Here is a 20,686-nt window from a genome sequence, read left to right as displayed (position 1 = left end):
CAAAGCACTATTTCTCTTTGTTATCTATGAAACCTATTAAATCCTGAGTGAATTGAGTCGGGTTCTTAAATGCTAGAAAATGATCAGCATAATCCCCTTCATAAATAAACAATTCAGAATTTCTAATTGCTGAATTCATCCATTTTTGACTCTGTAGATTGTTACTGAATTCTCCAGTAAAAATTGCTGTAGGTTTGTTTACTTTGTATTGAATAACGTCTTCCCAGTTATTCGTTGCATGATCAAACAGGACTGGAGACATACTTTCTGGTGATTTTTTAATAATAGATTGAGCAAAACTTTCCGAATTTTTAAAGTAATCAGAATCTTGCTTCATATAACGTGCAAATACATTCATATCTACAACTTGCTGATTTGTAGATTCATTTTTAGTAAATGCAGCAATCATACGTTCTGGTGATGTTGTCATTGCACCAAGGTTTAAACGCTTTTCTTCACTCCAGTCACTATGAGTATATATGGAGATGGGTTCATCAATGAAGGCTAATTTTTTTAACTTTGTATCTCCAAAAAGATCGATATAACTCCAGATAATAGAAGCACCCATCGACCAGCCTACAAGATTGACTTGCTTATTCTGTGTATGATCAATAAATTCTTTTAAATCGACCGCATAACGTGAGATTCGATTACCATAAGGCACACTATCTGAAAGACCTTGATTTCTTGGGTCTAATACATAAACGTGATATTTTTTGCTGAGCAAAAACATCACATTAATAAATTCAGCACCATTCGCTGACCATCCTGGTACAAAGATTACAGGTTCGCCACTTCCAGCTTCCCAATAAGCCAAATTAACATTATCACTCGTCTTGAATTTGTTAATTTTCAGGTCTTTAAACTGAGATAATTTTTCAGGAAAACCTTCAATTTTATGAGGAAAATAATAATCCTGAGCGAGTGCTTTAACCGCATCTGCAGCAAATAGATTTGGGCTTAAGCTTGTTAAAATTATACTTAACGAAATGGGAAGTAACTTATTCATAATTCACTCAGATTGAATAGATTAAAGAGCAATATCATTGTGCAAAGCAATGCCACATTGTTCTGACATTTTTTCCATCCAAGATTGCACATTCTTGGGCCAAACAATACCCTTAACTATTGATAAAGATCGTAAAATTGGAAAAAGAAGAATATCGGTATAAGACCAAAAATTCGTTCTGTTCTCGAATGACTCCAAACTTATGATGTTATTAAGAACTTCAAGCTCCTTAATAATCAAATCAATTTTCGCAGGACTAGTATTTAATTTTTCGACAAAATCACCAATAGCAGATTGTTTTTTATTGATAAAATACATTCTGGACGTTATTTCATTAAACTCATTAAAATCAGAAAATGCCCAGCGAGGAATGGCTAATTCATAAATAGTCTGTTCAATATTGATAATCCAATTTTCAATCTCAATATTTCTATTTTTAGTTAAGGATTGATCACCACTTAGAGAATCAATATAAGTGACAATATCTAAGCTTTCACCGATATAGTGATTATCTTTAAGTTTCAGAATTGGTAAACTCTTTTTACCAATCATACTGATAGGTGTTTTCTCATCATGATTATCCAAAATAATTTCAGAATAATTCATTTTTTTTAGGCCAAAGATCATTCTGGCTCTGGTACAGAACGGACAATGATCGTAAATATATAATTCCAACTCAATTTCTCCTAAAATTATTTTGAAAAGCCATTAAAGGGTGTCAAATATTGAGCGCCAAACTTATCTAACCTACTTTTTTCTTCTTGATTAGGATGACCATAAACGGTGAGTTCGGTGATAGAAACAAGAGAGAGAAATTCTTCTGCAAAAGGTGAAAATGTGGTATCTATATGTGACAAAAGTGAATTTTCTTTATATCGTTCAATAATATGAACACTACTCTTTTCTTCATTAACACTATATAAATAAGTCAAGGTACCTACTTCTTTATCTGTAGCATTGACAATCTGTGCAATCAGTTTTTCAAAAGCCTGAAAAGAACCACTCTCCAAACTCAATTTAAATACGCATATAATTTCATTATTCATTAGTATTACAACTCGTGTGATTAATAAAAAAGTAAGTGAATACTGAATTTCACTTACTCTTGATCAATTGTTTACCCTTGTTTTTTTAAGGTCTCTGAAAATAACTCACCCGATATAGCCCAGTTGTCTACTGAAACATCATTAAAGATGACATAAATATATTTGGGGTCTATATTTGCATGCTTAGAAATGGCTTCAGTGACTTCTTTTGCAATCGCTGGTTTAGCTTCATCACGGCCTTCAAATAATTGGATATTGACTACTGGCATTATATTTCCTATTCATAAGTGTGTGTCATATCAATTTAAAGTATTAATGAATAGGGATAAACATGCAAAAATTCTCAACATTGTAGAAAAAACTTCTACAAAGCCAAAGAGTCACTGTAGACCATTGTTATATATTTTTTTTAGAATTAGAATAAATTTTTATTACAATCATCTGCACACCTATTTAAATAAATGTAAAATAAAATTTTATATAAAGGCATATAAAAACCAATGTCAAAAAAATATAGGCATTGGTTTTATTAAAATTTAAATTAAATAAAATTTAATAGGGAGTCAAACTCAGTATATCCATCAGACTCTAAAAAATGACCTGCATTATTTTCTACAATCAACTCTGCAGAAAGTTGCTTTGCAAGATTCCTAGTTAAGATTGGATCAACAATTACATCATTACTAGATACAAAAACAATGATTTTGTCAAAATACTGTGCCGTTTTTTCCAAATCCAATTGACATTCATTAATAAAATCATCTAAATAAGGAAAGGATTTTAACTTCTCATTAAATCCAGCAACAAGAATTAATTTATCAAGTTTAGGTCCAGTATAGTTTTTTAAAAAATCTAGTGTAGAAATACAACCTAAACTATGACAAACAATAGAATCTCCAGTTTTTACATTACTAAGTAGACTACCAATATCTTTTTTCCAAATATGATATTCAGGATTATCTGCATTTGTTAATGTTTCAGCTATTAATTTTTTATTATTTTTTCGAAGCTCCTTTTTCAACCATGGAAACCAATGTGATTCAGAATTTGCTAAGTATCCATGAATTAAATATATTGAATTACTCATTCCTATTTCCTTAAATTTATATTAACCAATTTGAATTTGTGTAATTTTAGATAGTTCCTGTCGAATTTCAGCAGGAGTTTTTTTGAAGAATTTATGAAATACGCGATTCATATGGCTTTGGTCAAAAAAGCCTGATTCACTTGCAATAACCTTAATTGGCATATCCTTTCGACTTATCAAAAGTTTTTTTGCTAACTGAATCCTTTGTTCCATAATATATGCCGCTGGGGAAGTTCCGAAATCCACTTTAAACTTTCTCATTAAATGTGGAACGCTGATCCCGATTAATACTGCTAAATCGTCTAAGCAGATTTTTTCACTTAAATGTTGCTGAATAAAATCTACTAATAAGTTTCGCTGAACCAAATTAAATCCTGTTTTACAAATACCCTCCTTAAACTCTAATTTTGCATAGCGCCTTAAAAGATGAAGTGCAATTTGATTTTTAAGGCTTTCTACAAATAAATTACCCCCTAGCCCACCACTTCTTAATTCTTGCTCTAACAATGAAGATAAAATTGGTAATGTTTCATCTTCTACACCTATCTCATCTGGAATTCTGATATTAGCAATATCATAATCAAACACTTGATTGGCCATATTTGATACAGTTTCATGTGCTATATAAACATGAACGACTTCGAGATCTTTATCCCACGCCCATCTTGTATCCTCACCACAGGTCAGTAAAGAAACCGTCTTAGGATTAACACATTTAGATTTCCAAGAATTATTTTCCCTACGTTTCATCTCTAGATTATTAGATTTGTAGTTAACAATCATATAATCACGCATTGCAGGAATATCAACATCTAAATAGTTATAACTATAGCCACGCATAGCTATATTATCCCAACCAAGACCTATACTATCTATAGTAAGATCTCCTGGAACCCATAAGATTACTTCTTCAGGTTTCACTAATTTTTTTTCAGTTTTATCTTTACTCATTTTAACTTCCATCCTTAAAGTCAAAAGAGATTTGGTGAATTGAATTCAATTCACCAAAAATATTTAGTTCATTTTAGTAATAAACTTAGTGTTTAAATACCCATCAAATGATTCAATACCGCCTTCACTACCAAATCCACTATCTTTAATACCACCAAACGGAGTCTCAGCAAGAGCTAAACCAATGTGGTTAATCGATACCATTCCAGCTTCTAAACCTCTCGAAATTTTATGAGAATTTTCTAAAGATTGTGTAAAAGCGTATGATGCTAGCCCAAAAGGTAACCGATTTGCCTCGAGAAGGACATCATCAACTGTTCCAAAAGGAACTAAACCAATAATAGGACCAAAAGGCTCATCATTCATAAAATCCATCTCATTGGTTAAGTCACTAATTACGGTAGGCATGAAATAATTTCCCTTACCGTCCATTACCTCACCACCTGTTTGGATTTTTGCACCCTTTTGTTTTGCATCTCCGACCATTTTAAGCATAGCACTAATACGTCGAGTTTGTGCTAATGGTCCCATTTGACTTTGACTATCTAGACCATTTCCAACTCTAATTTTCTGAGTACGTTGAGTAATTTTTTGTACAACTTCATGATAAACATTTTCTTGAACATAAAATCTTGTTGGAGATATACACACTTGCCCAGCATTTCTGAATTTATATCCAACCAAAGCTTCAACCGTCTTATCAATATTGGCATCATCACAAATAATGACGGGAGCATGTCCCCCTAACTCCATGGTACATTGCTTCATGTGTAAACTTGCTAGGGCAGCCAATTTTTTTCCGATTGGAGTAGACCCAGTAAAACTTACTTTTTTAATGATCTGAGATTTGATTAAGTATTCAGAAATAAAATCTGAATCTCCCCATACCATATTTAAAACACCTTTAGGTAAGCCCACCTCATGAAACATTTGTGCAATCGCTACTACTGCACTTGGTGTATCACTTGAACCTTTTATGATGATGCTACAACCAGCTGCAATAGCTGCTGAAATTTTTCTGATTGCCTGATTAAATGGAAAATTCCAAGGCGAAAAAGCTAAACACACACCTATTGGTTCACGAATAACAATTTGTTCAATATCAGAACGTCTGGACGGAATAACACGACCATAAATTCGTCTACATTCTTCAGCATGCCATTCTGCATGTTCTGCACAAACTTTTACCTCTCCAATTGCTTCTTGAAGTGGCTTTCCTTGATCGATGGTAATCCAACGTCCGATTTCTTCAGAACGTTCACGTGCAAGTTGAGCAAACCTTCGTAAAATGTCACTTCGTAACAAGGGAGAAGTATCTTTCCAAGATTCGAATGCTTCTTGTGCACTTTCTAATGCTAAATCTAAATCACTTTGAGTTGCACATGGCATTACACCAATACACTCATTCGTCGCAGGATTAAGGATCTCTCTGCTATCTCTGTTTAGGTGAATAAACTCACCATTGATGTACATAGGTATTTGTGGATAGTTCATTTACTTATACTCTTAATAAATTATATCTTATGAAGCTACAACTGATTCTTTCGAATGTGATTTAGCTGTTAACTTAAAATTGGAAAAATTGTTCAGACGTACTTGAGCAAGAACACTCCGATATTCTTTAAGACCACCCATATAGAAATAAACTGTATTCTTTTTACCTGGAATATTAGCGCCAAAAATCCATGACTCTGCTTTAGGAAATAAAGTCTGAGCTGCAATATCTGCACAAACCTGAGACCACTTTTCCTCTTCAATCACAGGAGCTTCAATTGACTCAATATTCTGCTCTTGCGCATATTGAATAAAATCACTAATCCATTCAACTTGACTTTCAATAGACGGTGGCAAGTTTGTAAAAGGCCCATTAGGTCCAAGTACCATAAACATATTTGGATAATTTGCTACTGTAACACCTAAGTAGCTTGAAGGTCCTTCTTTCCAGTAATCTTTCATTTCTAACCCGTTTCTACCACGGATATCCATTCGAATATAATTCCCATCTACTGCATCAAATCCAGTTGCACAAATAAGCATATCCAACTCTATGAATTTCCCATCAGTCAGTAATACACCTTTTTCAGTGATCTCCTGAATTGGATTAGATTTTACATCTTCAAGTGTTACATTCTCTCTGTTAAAGACCGCATAGTACCCACTGTCACATAAAGGACGTTTAGCATATAAATCTTTAGGCATTAATTTTTGTGCAGTTTCAGGATCTTTTACAATTTCAGTAATTTTGTTTTTAACAAAGTTTTGAGCCTCAATATTGGCATCCATATTGGTCGCAATATCACCAAAAGTTTCAAACATAAATCGGAAACCGCCACCTTTTTGCCATGCATCCTCAAAGATAGCTTTACGCTCCTCAGGAGTCACACTAAAGGTAGGACGATCTGTCTCATTTAAGCCAAAACCAAGGGCTGAATTCCAAACCTGATCCCAAATTTGTTCATAGTTATCACGGATATTTTTTACTTCTTGCTCTGATAACTGGCTATTACCAATAGGCACTGTATATTGTGCCGAACGTTGTAAAACTGTCAAATGTTTAACTTTGGGTGCAATTGAAGTAATAACCTGTACACCTGTAGAACCTGTACCAATCACAGCTACACGCTTTTCAGAAACATCAACATGCTCAGGCCAGCGACTAGTATGATAAAGCTCCCCTTTAAAATTTTCGATTCCTTTAATCTTAGGCAGATTAGGTGCAGATAAAAGACCTAGAGCAGTGACTAGAAAACGGGATCTAAAAACATCTCCTTTATCGGTAGTTACGACCCATTGATTATTTAGCTCATCAAAATGTGCTGAATTAATACCAGTATTAAACTCAATATTTTTTCTAAGGTCGTGCTTGTCAGCGACTGCTTTTAAATAATTAAAAACATCGGGACCGTTAATGTATTTATTTTTAATATCAAATTCTTGCAGTAACTCTTTTTCCCAGCAGTAACGATATAAATGAGTTTCTGAATCTGATAATGCACCAGGATATTTATTCCAAAACCAGGTTCCACCCACTTCTGTGGCTTTATCAAAAGCACGAACACTTAAGTTTAGTTCATCACGTAACTTTTTGATTGCATACAACCCACCAAAACCAGTTCCAATTACTATCGCATCATAGTTCATATCAGTCATTGACATTTTTTATCTCCATATTTCTATAAAAAGAGAATCTTAAAACAATTAAATTTAGGTCACAGATTCTTCATGTCTGCTAGGATCGCAAATTATATTTCTGTAGGATTGGATAAAACTTAGAATAAATTGGACAAAATGATCATGTATGTGAAAATTAAAAATTATTTAAAAATCATTAATTTAAATACTTGTTGAAATTATTTTTTAACTATATGTAATATACAAATAGTGAAATTAATTCACTATTTGTATTTATACTCGTTGTGTTTTAAAAAGCAAAAACTAATCTACTCTGAATACCTGAGATTTCTGCACCGTCTTTTACATCAAAATCTTGGCGCCATTGAAGTAACAATTGAGTATTTTTTGCAATATTAGTTGCTCCAGACAAGAGCAGTATATTTTTTTGCTCACTCTCTAGCATTGTTTCATTTCCTAAGAACTCCCGTCCACCATCAACCCTTCTCCATGTAATTGCAAGACTTGTTTCACTATTAAACTTGTAAATTGCTGATAAATCAGTTTGATAAAATGTTTCTTTTTCCATTCCACTTTTATCTTTATCACTATAAAGTTCAATTTGAGCAATTCCTTCAAGAACTATATTTGGGTTTAATGCATGTTGGTATCCAGTTTGAAAATTGTACTGGAAGCGATCATTACTGATTGCGAAATTATCTTCTTTATGCGAACCTGTCGGAATGGAAAGAAAGCCACCCAATGCAAAATATCTACCCAACTCCTCATTATGATAAGGCCAGGCAACCCCTCCAACCAATAAATCACCAATTCCGCTGTTTTCTGAACTATCTAATGAATTTTGTTGCTTGGCAAAAGGTAAAACAATCTGAGGATCCATAAGTAATCCTCCAATTTCCATATACCTAACATAACGAAGCATGCCTAAATCCAGAGTTAATCCTAAATCATCGACAACTTTATTATTATTCGAATAGACATCATCAGCCGTTAAATGTTGATAATATGCAACTGCTAAATTCGTACCCGCAGGAAGGGCTTTATAATCCCCAGGATCCGCACTTACACCTGCAGCAAAAATTGATGAGCTAATACTAAATAAAGCTGATGTGTATAGAACAACCTTTAAGTTTTTAAAGTTATGAGTGACCATATAAAATCCATTTTAGTTAAAATACTTCGATTCAGAGACTAATATTTTCAATAACTACTAAGAATAGGCATTGATTTATTTACGAATGAATATAATGTTTTTCTTTATAATCATTTAGCATAGCGTTAGTTGCTACAATCGCGCTGTAAACCATCTCAGGTGTGACTGTAAATGGCATGTTATGCATCGTATCATTGGAATCACATGCAATTTCAGCAACCTTACGCCATTCATTTTCTCTGAATTCTTTTAATCCAAGGTCTTCAAGTGTCAATGGCAAGCCTACAGCTATAGCAATATCAATCACCTCTTGAAACTCATGTTTCGGTACAGCTTCCATGACGAGCTGAGTAAATAATCCAAATAGGACTTTTTCACCATGTTGTGCGCCATGTAAATCATCAACAACCGTCATTCCGTTGTGGATAGCATGAGCTGCTGCACACCCTCCAGACTCGGCACCAACTGCTGACATATAAATCGTGGCTTCAATAGTATGTTCTAAAGCAGGTGTAACTACTTTATTTTTAACCGCATACACTGCTTGTGCTGCATGTAACTTAATTGTTTCATAACATGTTTTTGCAATTGTAAAACCTATAAGTGAGGGCTTAAGCATTGAGCCATGTTGACCTAAAATCAAATTATCTTTTTGAGCTTTATAACAAGCTCTAGCTTCAAAATATGTCGCCAATCCATCTCCTACTCCAGCAGCAAAAAAACGCACAGGCTCTTCAGCCAAAATCTGTGTATCTGCTAGGACCACATCTGGATTCTTTGATAAAAATAAATATCTATTGAAAGTATCATCATCATTATAGATAACGGATATTGCTGTACATGGCGCATCAGTAGAAGCCAATGTTGGTAAAATTAAAACCGGTTTAACTAAATAATGAGCAGTGGCTTTAGCCGTATCTAGTGTTTTACCACCACCGATACCCACGATATAATCAAAATCTAAAGCCGCTATCTTATGCTTTTCAATTTCAGTATCTGAGCATTGACCACCAAAGACTCCTATTTGAGCACTTGTATTGCCAATAAAACTAGGTATAGCTTTTTGTTTTACCTGCTCTACAATGAATGAATCACAAATTAAATATGCATTTTTACCGAAAACCTTACCATGCGTGCCAAGTTCTTTTAATAAGTCTGTTTGGACCAAAAATTTAGATGGTGATGCAATTGCTTTTGTAATGTTCACGGATATTCCTTTTCCTTTGAGATATGTTTAAATAATGACGTCAATAAATAAAACGAGTCATTTTTAGAAAATAACTAACCCATACATGTGATCCAAGACCACATGCATTCACAAAATTTAAAATCAAGTTTTTAAAAATTTATCTTAAGTTAATTAGATAAAAGTAATCCCTATTGCTGTCATGAAAATTAATAGAGCTTTTTGAAACCAAAGCTATTAATCAGTAAATCTTCCTAATTGATAACGACTGAGCCAATGAGCATAAGGTGCAGGTAAGACCCATGAAGGGTTTTCTAAGTTCAACTGTTTAGCCAAAGTATAGGGATAATGCGGATTTGCAAGCATTGCACGGCCAATCATAACCAAATCTAATTGATTATTTTCAATCACACTGTTCGCTACCTCAGCTTGATCAATACACCAAGATGAAGCAACTTTAATACCTGTTTCTTGTTGTATTCGTTTTGAAATAGGCGCCATAAATCCTTGCTCAGACCAAGGTGTTGTCGTTACAGGAATGCTAAAACCCATACTCACATTTAATAGATCTAGACCTTCTTGTTTAAAGCGCTTAACCAATTGGATAGACTCCTGCAGCGTCTCTTCATCTTGGCCATCATATTCCAACACTCCAAAACGGGCAGTTAAGGGTAAATGCTCAGGCCAAACTTGACGCACCTTCGCCATAGTCTCAAGAAGGAAACGACTTCTCCCATCTAAATTTTGACCATATCGATCTTGGCGGTAATTAGAGTGCTTTGAAAAAAAACTTTGCGCTAGATAACCATGCGCAAAATGAAGTTCTAACCATTCAAAACCTGCATCTAAAGCCCTTTTGGCAGCATCAACAAAGTTTTGTTGAACACGAGAAATATCTTCGAGATTCATTTCTTTTGGGATGCGAGGTAAATTTTTACCAAAAGCAATAGAAGATGGTCCTATTATTTGCCAAGCTTCAGCATGATCTTCTGGAAGGTGGTCATCTCCTTCCCATGGTTTATTGGCACTTGCTTTTCTACCTGCATGTGCAATTTGTATGCCTGGAACAGCTCCAGATTTTTTTATTGTGGCCGCAACCTTACTTAACTCTTGAGCTTGAGAGTCATTCCATAGACCTAGACATCCTGGTGTAATTCGGCCTTCAGGAGAAACTCCTGTAGCTTCAACAATCACAAGCCCAGATCCGCCTCTAGCAAGCTCTGAATAGTGAGTTAAATGCCAGTCATTAGCCAAACCATCAATTGCATTGTATTGACACATAGGTGGCACCGCTATGCGATTTTTTAAGGTAATGTCTTTTAATTTAAATTCTGAGAATAAAGCTACCATGCGTTAATTTCCCTACAAAAATTGTTAATTTTTTAATTAAAAACCATTCCACCATCTACAATAATAGCCTGACCAGTTATATAGTCAGAATCTGGACCTGATAAAAATGCGACACAAGCGGCAACATCTTCTGGTTTTGAGATTCGTTTTAATGTGATATTTTGTGCGAATTGCTGCATCCCCCATTCAAAACTCTCACCTGATAAATCAGCCAAATCCTGAGCTACTTTCCTCATCATTGGTGTATCTACAATACCTGGGCAATACGCATTAACTGTGATACCTAAAGGTGCAAGCTCTTTAGCAGCTGTTTGTGTAATTCCACGAACAGCAAATTTTGTTGCGCCATAAACTGACAATTCCGGATTTCCAACCTGACCAGCTTGAGATGAAGCGCTAATTATTTTTCCACCATGTCCCAACTTTTTAAATGCATCAACTGCAGCTTGAATTCCCCATAGAACACCACCAATATTAATATCCATAGTTTTTTGATAAATTTCAGGGGTTACTGCCTCAATTGGCATGATCGGGGCGATCCCTGCATTATTGATTACAACATGCAAATCCCCACACAAATCTAATGTTTTCTGTATAGCTTGAAAAACATTTTCTCTATTTGCAACATCAACTTGCACAGCAACCGCAGATCCACCCTCTGCATTAATTTTATCTACAACCTGTTGTGCTGTTTTAAGATTTAAATCAGCACAAGCAACCATAAAACCGTCTTTTGCTAATCGTGAAGCAATTGCTTCTCCAATTCCCTGACCAGCACCTGTAATAAAAGCAACTTTTTTAGACATGAAAAACTCCCTAAGAGACCTAGAAATTGGGCCTCTTGATTTATTTTTTTAAAAAATGAAAGAATGTAAATGGATTAACGGAATACCATTCCGCCATCAATAATAAGTGATTGACCAGTAATATAGTCCGAATCACTAGATGCTAAGAAAGAAACAATATTACCGACATCGGCAGGTTCTTGCGTACGCCCACATAGAATACCTGCTGAGAATTTTTGCATTGCCTCGCCAGACTCCCAACCATATTCTTTCGCCATTGCAGCATCTACACGCTCCCACATCGAGGTTGCAGCAACGCCAGGGCAATATGAATTAACTCGAATATTATATTTTGCATATTCTTTTGCAGCAGCTACAGTTAGTGAACGAACTGCATGTTTTGCAGCACAATAAGTTGCAAGCATTTCATAAGATTCATGTCCGGCAATTGAACATGCATTAATAATTTTGCCAATGCCATCTTGTTTTTTCATTATTTCTGCAGCAGCTTGAGTACCATAAACGACACTAAAAACATCAATAGCAAAAACTTTTTCTAGTTGCTCTTGTGTGATATCTGAAAATGGTACTACGCTTTCCACGCCAGCATTATTGACCCAAACATCAATTCTCCCAAAATCATCTAAAGCAACTTGTGCTAATGCTTTCTGATCTTTTTGAATTGAAACATTCCCCTGAAATTGTTTTATTGCATAACCCTTATCCAAAAATTCTTGCTCAGTTTGATCAAGTAGGTTTTGATTTAAGTCAGAAATCAATACGCTGAAACCATCCTTAGCTAATCGCTCTGCAATACCCTTACCTAGACCTGATGCTCCACCTGTTACTACTGCGACTTTCATAACCTTCTTACCTCAACACTATCCATTGTTTTAAATTTCTTATTCAATTGAGCTTTGCTCACTTGCTTCCTCTCCATAAGGAATTCTCATTAAAATAATGTAAAGAAGATCTTATAACTTGGATTTTATTTATCTTTTTTAGGAAAAAATGATCATCTCTCCTTAATTATCCAAAATACATTCTTAAAGACAGCTCTTCTCCATCTAACTTGTTGATAGTATATTGATGAAAACTGCACTATAATTAACTAAAAGAAAAGCCACAAAAATAGTGGCTATTTACAACAGGATTTTTTTTAGATATAAGTCCAATTTCGGTGTTTTTCTACTTTCAGGTAGATATCTTTCATTTTTTTCAAACTACGCTCCAGTTTGGGATAAATATCACCAGCATAATCCCAACCCAATACACCAATACTTCCCGTATATTCAATCTGCTTTAACTCAGCTACAACAGCAAAATTATCCAACTCACCACGATCTGGCGGTTCCATTGTCGCCACGCCACCCCAACCTAATTGAGACATGGCACTGCCTGAAAGCACCACCTGCATCAACCATGGACGGATATTGTTCAGCGTTTTCTGTAAATCTCCCTCTTGTATCGCAAACCAATGATAACCATTAAATGAAGCGCCTAACAAAGGGTGGTTAAAGTATTCACAGATCTTGATCACCTGACTTGTAGTCTGGGTAACATGTTTCAGATGCGGATAAAGTGCAAGGCGTAAACCTCGACGCTCAATAATAGGCAAATAAGATTCAATGGTCTTCAAGATGCCAGTCATCCCATTTACTGAAGTCTGCACCGCCAATTCGATTAACTCGACCCCTTCAACACTTTCAATAATTTCCCTTAATACGGTGTCATTCCGACCTTCATGCAAAACCAGATATAGTCCTGCGATGTCTAGACCATATTGCTCTTTGACAGTCGGCAATAGGTCCAGATTGGTGAACGGGGTTCCTCCCCATGCAGAAACAGTAATGCCATCGAAACCAATTTCTGACAGCATTTCACATTGTGACTGGAATTGATAAACACCCATAGAGTTATAGAAGAATGAGTCGAGTGCATGAACTTTATGAAGCATATATTCCTCGACTAGTACGCCAATGAGTCAAGAACAGACCATTCTGGATGTTTAATCAGACGTTGTTCCATAGAACGGAAGGCTTTCTGAGAACGCTCGAGATTACCAAAGACATCTCCACCCATACTTTCCCAGCCCAAGACACTATAACGACCACGATATCCCAGACGTCTTAATGCTCCCATTAAGACAAAGTTATCCATCTCACCTTCGTCTAGAGTCTCAATGGTTGCAACACCGCCCCAGCCTAATGGTGATAAGCGGCACCCCGCGATGTTGACCTGTTTCAGCCATAGACTGACGGCTTGCAGTCGTTCTTCCAGTAACTGTTCTTGATTCGCGTACCAGTGATAACCATTAAAGACAATGCCTAAACTCGGATGATTAAACGCTTTACACAGTTGCACGGCTTCAGAGGTAGTCTGCATGCCATAGCGAACATGAGGATAAAGCACAATCTCAATACCACGTCGTTCTGCGATCGGTAGGATTTTCTCTAAAATCTTACGATCTAGATCAGTCACCCCTTTGCCAGAGTCCAGTGCTAATTCAATACTGTGGCAACCTTGTATTGATTCCACTGCATTGATGACAAATGACTCAAGGCCCTGTCTATAAATAAGATACACGGCCCCAACGTCTAGCCCCCAACGCGTTTTAATTTGGTCGAGCGTATCTAACTTCTGACTCCATGCCGAAACAGTCAAGCCTTGATAGCCAGTTTCGACCAACATTTCACATTGAGCATCTAGCGAATAGGTACCCAATTTAGTTTGGAAAATAAAGTCCATATGATGAAGATCATGCATTAGCAGAAACCTCCTGTACCGCAGCTTCTTTCGATACGGTTTCTTTGTTTGGTGATAGGCTTGGGAAAAGTGGTAATAAATGCTCACCCAGCTCATCAATCACTTCTGAGGCGTGGCGACGCTGGGGTTTAAAATGCAGTGCAACATGCGAAACGCCTTGATCTTGCTGTCTGAGCCACAATTCGCGTAACGCATTTCGGCCCCCACGAAGCACGCGGCCGGGTTGAATTGGTGCATTTGGATCACGATCCAGTTCAAATAAGGTGCCATAAGCATATGGCTTAAACACATCTTTAGGGCTTGCAGCACGCCAACTTTCGATAATCTCTGGAATATGCATCGGGTTCGAAATATACGACATAATGCCATCAGTATTTTGTGCCGTCCACTCGGTGGTTTGACCTGCGTAACCAATCACGATGGTTGGAATACGAGATTTTACAGGTTTTGGAACCAAGTCGATTTGTCCAGTCAACTTGCCATAAAATTTTGATTCATGTATAGGCCAATCTTGTTCAGTTACTGATCTAATTAAAGCTAATGCATCTCTAAATCTTTCAGCACGATTCTCAAAATCGACACCAAAAGCAGGATATTCAACAGGACGATCCCCTGTAGCTAAACCTAAAATCAAGCGACCACCTAACAGCTGATCTACCGTTGTTGCTTGTTTTGCTACAATCAAAGGATCCCTTAACGGTAAAACAATTCCTGCTGTACCAATCGTAATCCTACGAGTAATCGCAGCTAAAAAGCTTGCATAAGTCAAAGGGTCTAGTCCTTGTCCAACATCTCCAAAGTTTGGATCATAAAATGGAACATCTCTTAACCAAATTGCCGAAAAACCTGCCTTATCTACTTTTTGTGCCATTTCGACATGATCTACTAATGACGGCCCAGGCGTATATGGATAACTTTCTAGAGGTGCAATAAAGCCAAATGTTAAATGCCCTGGCTGAAATACATGTGAATATCCAGGATGATCTCTTAAATCTTCAGGTACTTGGGCTAAAGAATATGCTGCTGTCATTGCTATCTCATTTAAAATCTAGTGCTACTTCAATCAATGAAATAGCAATATTAGTAAAGCACATACTTTAATTATTTATTCATATAAGAAAAATAGGCTAATATTCAAAACATATAGGAAAGTTTGGATGTAATTAAGTCATGTCGATCGATTATTTTGGTGCATTGAAAGCTTTTGTGCATGCAGCTGAATCAAGGAGTTTTACCGAAGCCGGCCGAAAATTAGGAACAACTTCCTCTGCAATTGGAAAAGCGATTGTCAAATTAGAGCATGAACTTGGTATTAGTTTATTCCATCGTTCTACTCGGGCAATTACTCTCACCGCAGAGGGACAACTATTCTTGGATCGCTCTCAACGGATTTTATCTGAGTTGAATGAGGCAAAAATTGAATTGGCCCAAATAAAATTTGCTCCGCAAGGCAAATTGCGTGTTGGATTGCCGCAATTTGCAATTCATCTAATGCCTAAATTTATTGAGTTTCAAAAGACCTATCCAGACATAGAATTAGAATTAAGCTTTAGTGATCAATTGGTCAATATTATTGAGGATGGATTTGATATTGTAATGCGTGTGGGTCAAATTATTGATTCACGGCTTAAAGTCCGCCATCTTCATACCTATCAGCATTTACTCGTAGCTTCACCGACATATCTCATCGAGAATGGTATTCCCCAACAACCATCAGATTTAATTCATCATAAATGTTTGCGCTATAGATACCCGACCAGCAAGAAATTGGTAGATTGGGGCTTTATTCATGGACAAGAAACAACCTGTACTATTCCAGTTTCCGCCATTACCGATGCAATTGAACCCTTGAAAACCATGTCCGAATCAGGATTAGGCATTGCTTTGTTACCTAATTTTATGGTCAAGGATTCAATTCGGGATGGAAAGTTGAATATTGTACTGAATGATTACATTCAAGATGATCGCAGTGTCTATATTTTATGGCCTTCGAGTCGCCAGTCCTTGCCTAAAATCAAAGTTTTTATTGATTATATGGTTAACTCTTTTAGGGAGTCATTCAATTAAAATGGACTGTTAAATTTTTTGACATATCGATCATAAAGTAGATAATTTTTTTGATTTTAAAATCATGCCATAAAGTATAATCATCGAGTATCTCTATGTTCATAAATAAGCTTAATTACTCTTCTCTTTAGAAGCATAACTAACTAAAAAATCTAAGAAAACCTTATGCCTTGGTAAAAAATAAGTCTCATCAAATACTACATATAAATTTAAAGAAATATCACTGTATTGATTTAAACATTCTACTAATTTTCCTTGTTGTAATGCCTCCTCGACATCCCAACTAAGTTTAGACGCAATACCTTTCCCTTCTAGCAACCATTGCTGGATCAATTCACTATTATTACTTATCAATTTGGGTATAACTTGTACTCTACTTTTTGACTGATTAAAAAACCACTCATTGTATAAGTGATGATTTCTGGTTAAACAAATACAATCATGTACTTTTAATTGATCGGGATTATCGGGCATATCTTTTTTTTGGAAATATTCTGCTGAAGCACAATAAACCCTACGGCCTGAAACAAACTTTATAGAAGAAAGGTTGTCAGATATAGGCTTTTCAATCTGAAATAAGAAATCCAACTCATCTTCCACTAAATCCATACGAGAATCTGATAATAAAATTTCAAAAATAATATCAGGATAGATTTTAGAGAAATCATTAATTATTTCATTAAGATATTGCCTTCCAAATTGAGATAAACAACCAATTCTAATCTTGCCATCAATATTTTTATGATTGTTAGAAATGGATTGCTTTGTATTATTGATGAGTGAAATTATTTCTTGCGAACGCATAAACAACAGTTGCCCAGATTCTGTTAAACGGAACCTTTTGGCATTTCGTTGAATCAGTTTTGTATTGTAGTAACTTTCTAAATTTTGCAACTTTCGACTGACGGTTGGTAAAGACATATCAAGTGTAATCGAAGCATTTGTCAATGATCCAGACTCAACCAAAGTTACAAAAAAGACGAAATCATCTGTTTGCTGATTCATCCATACTTCCATTTTTTGAAATATTGGTTTTAATTATATCCTATTTCTGAACTTCAAATCCTACCCTAGAATTTCAAAATTCATTTTCTCTATATAGTCTGCTTAAAATGTTTTCCATTACACCAATTCAGCGTGTCTGGATGATGAGTATCGCTGCTTTTGGAGCCATCATCAGTAGCACTTTTCCTCTCTCTATTATCCTTGCACAACAAGACATAGCAGCGGCATTTTCAGTAACACGTGATGAAATCAGCTGGATGGTTACGTTATATAATTTGGGTCAACTTTTTGGCTTACCCATCACTTTTTTGTTCTCAAAGATATTCGGTAGAAGACGCACTATGTTAATTGCGGGAATAGGTTTTCTATTTTCTTCACTGATTATTTCTTTTTGCTCTAATTTTCCCATTGCATTATTTTTCCGCTTTTGGCATGGGTTTTATGCTGGCATGCTACCTGTCATCATGTTTATTATTTTATTTTCTACTCACCCACCAGGTCATATTAGAACTCGTGGATTATCTTTATTTGCTTTTGCTACTGCCATTGGACTGGGCATATCTGCATGGGTAGGGAGTCTTTTTTTATTTTCTGACAATTGGAGATTTCTATTTATTATTCCAGCTATTTTTATTGGTTTTTATATCATTTTAGCTGATTTTTTATTTGTTGAAGATCCGATTGATCTAAATAATGTTAGCAATTTTGATTGGGTTGGATATATGTTGGTAAGTTTAGGATTGGGTTTTATTCTTATTGCTTTATCCGAAGGTGAACGTTATTTTTGGTTGGAAACATGGTGGATACTTGCATTTATAATTATTGGATTAACTTTCATATTTTTATCAGTTTTGCATTTATTTAATACGGATAAGCCATTATTTAAACTTTCATTATTCTCTAAACCTTTCTCATTGGTATTGATTTACCAAATCATATTTCGTTTTGGGACATTATTCGCTATTTGGTTGATTCCTTTTTTTCTTACCAAAGTTTTAAATTACCGCATTGAACAGTTAGCGCTAGTTTTATGGCCTCTTGCCCCTGGAACGTTAATTGGAATTTTAATTGCTCTATTTTGCAGCACTTACATCGATCAAAGAATAATAATGTCTAGTGCCTTGTTCCTTATTGCGTGTTGTTCATTGTATTGCATACAAGCAGATAGCACATGGTCTTTTGAAAATTTTACAATTGTGATGTTTGCTTCTGGTATTGGAATTGGAACCTATAGTTTAGCGACACTGCATATGGTTCTTTATGGATTAATTCCAATAGAGGGTCCGACATGTGGTATGGGATATAACTATGCACGCATTATGGGCTTATCAGGTGGATTGGGAATTCTCAGCCATTTTATTAATGAGCGGGAGAAATTTCATTCAGCAATCTTAACTCCTAATATTCAAAATGATGAATCTGTTACAGCAGAAGTAATTAACAAAATTCAGACTACTTTATCACCTTCTTTTAATGATCTCTCAGTACTTTCAAATATTAGCACTACAAAAGTGGCAACAGTTGTACGTGAACAATCATATATTTTAGCTATAAATGATGGTTTTTTATTTTGTGCACTTTTGCTTATTATCACGGCTGCCTTAGTTTGGTTTTGTCCTCAATGTAAAAGCCAGAGCTAAATCTAGAGTAATTATCATGTCGAAACTTTCAATACAGTTAAATAAATCTTTTCTCCGGTTCATATTAGCAACTATTGTTATTATATGTATTTTAATGATGTTAATTTACACCTACTATAATTGGAGTAGGAATAGTGACATCCAAAATACAGATAATGCTTACGTAAAAGGTGATTTAATGTATGTATCTAGTAAAGTTAGTGGATACGTTGATCATGTTTATGTGGGTGATAATCAGTATGTTAAAGCTGGTCAAGTACTGGCCCAAATCAATCAAGTTGACTTTAATACTCTCGTAGAAGAAGCTCAGTCCAAACTTGATCAATTAAATGCAAATATTCATCAAATTGATGAGCAAATAAAGTTAGCTAAAGAACAAGTCAAAGTTAAACAAGCTGAAATCGAAGCAGCAAAAGCTAGTAAATTAAGAGCTGACAATTACTTCACCCGTTCTGATCAATTAGTTCAAGATGGCGCGATCAGTAAGCAGGAATTTGATGCAGCTTACGACGAGAAGGTGTCACAAGCTAGTAAAGTTCATATCGCAATGATTTCAATTGATGAAGCATTACAAAATATTAATGTGTTAGATGCACAAAAGGGCTCTTTGCAAGCCATGCTACCAGCAGCTAAAGCAAATTTAGTTCAAGCAAAAGAGAACCTTGAATCGACAAAATTAATTGCGCCTAGGGATGGAAAAGTCGTTTCAAGAAAGGTTCATCAAGGGGAGTATTTAACTTCAGGCAAAAATATTATCGTTTTAGCACCTGTTAAAAACTTATGGATTGAAGCTAACCTTAAAGAAACCCAGATATCCAAAATTCATTCAGGAAATATGGTTTCGTTCACTATTGATGCAATCCCAAATAAAGAGTTCTGTGGAAGTATAGATAGTATTGCCAATGCAAGCGGTTCAGAGCTCTCACTACTTCCACCAGATAATGCAAGTGGTAATTTCACTAAAGTTGTACGACGTATTCCGGTTAAAATCAGCTTTTCGGAGAATCAGCCTGGATTAGAAAGTATCGCAATAGGTATGTCAGCTATAGTTAATCTTTACAGCAACTCAAAAATATGTGCATAAACTTGATAGTTACCAATTTATTAGTTTAATCATTATATTTAGACAAAGTTTAAAGGATATAATTGATTTAATTCAGATTAGAAAAGCCATATTGTTACCTGATATCCGATTCTATAAACAGGCCTACATATACTAAGCCGTAGTAGTTCAGGCTTGATCTGACAGGCACACTAAAAAATTGGTGACTTGCCAGATCAGAGTTTAACCAGTTGAATAGCAACATTCTAGATATACATCCCCTTTTTTCGGACTACAACTACTCGCCCAAATAGATTTAGTTTATTTTTCATAAAATTAACTCATATATCAATATGAAAGAGATCTATTGTCGATAAGACTAATGTTGAAATTGAGGTAATTTTTTGAGTTTTTTTCATTCTAAGAATTAACTAGTCAAAAAGGATGAGATTCTAATATTAGATAGT

The 20,686-nt window shown here is 35.4% G+C and carries 20 protein-coding genes; 3 read left to right on the top strand and 17 right to left on the bottom strand.

Annotation, left to right across the window (positions count from 1 at the left end; all coding sequences use genetic code 11):
* Window positions 1-7 precede the first annotated feature (7 nt).
* From B9T36_RS16560 to B9T36_RS16485, 16 genes are all read right to left on the bottom strand, one after another.
* Entirely contained in the window at window positions 8-1,009 is a 1,002-nt protein-coding gene (locus tag B9T36_RS16560) for an alpha/beta fold hydrolase (protein WP_086210550.1), read from the bottom strand.
* Between the two features lie 21 nt (window positions 1,010-1,030).
* Complete coding sequence (gene grxB / locus B9T36_RS16555) at window positions 1,031-1,684, bottom strand: glutaredoxin 2 (RefSeq protein WP_139841372.1); 654 nt, start codon at window positions 1,682-1,684, stop codon at window positions 1,031-1,033.
* A 17-nt stretch (window positions 1,685-1,701) separates the two neighbouring features.
* Window positions 1,702-2,055, bottom strand: coding sequence for a putative quinol monooxygenase (locus B9T36_RS16550; protein ID WP_086210548.1), 354 nt, complete (start codon window positions 2,053-2,055; stop codon window positions 1,702-1,704).
* 71 nt (window positions 2,056-2,126) lie between these two features.
* Window positions 2,127-2,324, bottom strand: a complete 198-nt coding sequence (locus B9T36_RS16545) for a tautomerase family protein (RefSeq protein ID WP_086210547.1) — start codon at window positions 2,322-2,324, stop codon at window positions 2,127-2,129.
* A 272-nt stretch (window positions 2,325-2,596) separates the two neighbouring features.
* Entirely contained in the window at window positions 2,597-3,142 is a 546-nt protein-coding gene (locus B9T36_RS16540; protein WP_086210546.1) for an RBBP9/YdeN family alpha/beta hydrolase, read from the bottom strand.
* A 21-nt stretch (window positions 3,143-3,163) separates the two neighbouring features.
* Complete coding sequence (locus B9T36_RS16535; RefSeq protein WP_171264499.1) at window positions 3,164-4,093, bottom strand: helix-turn-helix domain-containing protein; 930 nt, start codon at window positions 4,091-4,093, stop codon at window positions 3,164-3,166.
* Between the two features lie 63 nt (window positions 4,094-4,156).
* Complete coding sequence (locus B9T36_RS16530) at window positions 4,157-5,587, bottom strand: NAD-dependent succinate-semialdehyde dehydrogenase (RefSeq protein ID WP_086210544.1); 1,431 nt, start codon at window positions 5,585-5,587, stop codon at window positions 4,157-4,159.
* 27 nt (window positions 5,588-5,614) lie between these two features.
* Entirely contained in the window at window positions 5,615-7,249 is a 1,635-nt protein-coding gene (locus tag B9T36_RS16525; RefSeq protein ID WP_086210543.1) for a flavin-containing monooxygenase, read from the bottom strand.
* Between the two features lie 265 nt (window positions 7,250-7,514).
* A complete protein-coding gene (locus B9T36_RS16520; protein WP_086210542.1) occupies window positions 7,515-8,378 on the bottom strand; it encodes a transporter in 864 nt (287 codons plus the stop codon).
* A 79-nt stretch (window positions 8,379-8,457) separates the two neighbouring features.
* Window positions 8,458-9,585: a glycerol dehydrogenase gene (locus B9T36_RS16515; RefSeq protein WP_086210541.1), complete on the bottom strand. Its 1,128-nt coding sequence runs from the start codon at window positions 9,583-9,585 to the stop codon at window positions 8,458-8,460.
* 216 nt (window positions 9,586-9,801) lie between these two features.
* On the bottom strand, window positions 9,802-10,914 hold the full coding sequence (locus tag B9T36_RS16510; protein WP_086210540.1) for an NADH:flavin oxidoreductase/NADH oxidase: 1,113 nt from the start codon (window positions 10,912-10,914) through the stop codon (window positions 9,802-9,804).
* Window positions 10,915-10,946: 32 nt separating this feature from the next.
* Complete coding sequence (locus tag B9T36_RS16505) at window positions 10,947-11,720, bottom strand: (S)-acetoin forming diacetyl reductase (protein WP_086210539.1); 774 nt, start codon at window positions 11,718-11,720, stop codon at window positions 10,947-10,949.
* A gap of 74 nt (window positions 11,721-11,794) precedes the next feature.
* Entirely contained in the window at window positions 11,795-12,562 is a 768-nt protein-coding gene (locus tag B9T36_RS16500; protein WP_086210538.1) for an acetoin reductase, read from the bottom strand.
* A gap of 296 nt (window positions 12,563-12,858) precedes the next feature.
* The gene (locus B9T36_RS16495) at window positions 12,859-13,656 is read right to left on the bottom strand and encodes a sugar phosphate isomerase/epimerase family protein (RefSeq protein ID WP_086210537.1); all 798 of its coding nucleotides are present in this window, start codon (window positions 13,654-13,656) and stop codon (window positions 12,859-12,861) included.
* Between the two features lie 11 nt (window positions 13,657-13,667).
* Entirely contained in the window at window positions 13,668-14,465 is a 798-nt protein-coding gene (locus B9T36_RS16490) for a sugar phosphate isomerase/epimerase family protein (RefSeq protein WP_228147022.1), read from the bottom strand.
* Window positions 14,458-15,495 carry a TIGR03571 family LLM class oxidoreductase gene (locus B9T36_RS16485; RefSeq protein WP_086210536.1) on the bottom strand — a complete coding sequence of 346 codons (1,038 nt, stop codon included), beginning with the start codon at window positions 15,493-15,495 and terminating at the stop codon, window positions 14,458-14,460. The genes B9T36_RS16490 and B9T36_RS16485 overlap by 8 nt, the downstream gene beginning before the upstream one ends.
* A gap of 140 nt (window positions 15,496-15,635) precedes the next feature.
* On the opposite strand from B9T36_RS16485, the gene B9T36_RS16480 reads away from it, so the two are divergent.
* On the top strand, window positions 15,636-16,532 hold the full coding sequence (locus B9T36_RS16480; RefSeq protein WP_228147021.1) for a LysR family transcriptional regulator: 897 nt from the start codon (window positions 15,636-15,638) through the stop codon (window positions 16,530-16,532).
* 111 nt (window positions 16,533-16,643) lie between these two features.
* Here the strand turns inward: B9T36_RS16480 and B9T36_RS16475 are convergent, their stop codons facing one another.
* On the bottom strand, window positions 16,644-17,537 hold the full coding sequence (locus B9T36_RS16475) for a LysR family transcriptional regulator (RefSeq protein ID WP_171264498.1): 894 nt from the start codon (window positions 17,535-17,537) through the stop codon (window positions 16,644-16,646).
* Window positions 17,538-17,644: 107 nt separating this feature from the next.
* Between B9T36_RS16475 and B9T36_RS16470 the strand changes: the two genes are divergently transcribed.
* Both B9T36_RS16470 and B9T36_RS16465 read left to right on the top strand, forming a co-directional pair.
* On the top strand, window positions 17,645-19,177 hold the full coding sequence (locus tag B9T36_RS16470; protein WP_086210534.1) for an MFS transporter: 1,533 nt from the start codon (window positions 17,645-17,647) through the stop codon (window positions 19,175-19,177).
* Between the two features lie 16 nt (window positions 19,178-19,193).
* Window positions 19,194-20,261: an HlyD family secretion protein gene (locus tag B9T36_RS16465; RefSeq protein ID WP_086210533.1), complete on the top strand. Its 1,068-nt coding sequence runs from the start codon at window positions 19,194-19,196 to the stop codon at window positions 20,259-20,261.
* Window positions 20,262-20,686: the final 425 nt, after the last annotated feature.

The sequence above is a fragment of the Acinetobacter sp. ANC 4204 genome, from assembly GCF_002135205.1.
Classification (GTDB): Bacteria; Pseudomonadota; Gammaproteobacteria; order Pseudomonadales; family Moraxellaceae; genus Acinetobacter.
This window is presented reverse-complemented; position numbering and strand designations above follow the sequence as displayed.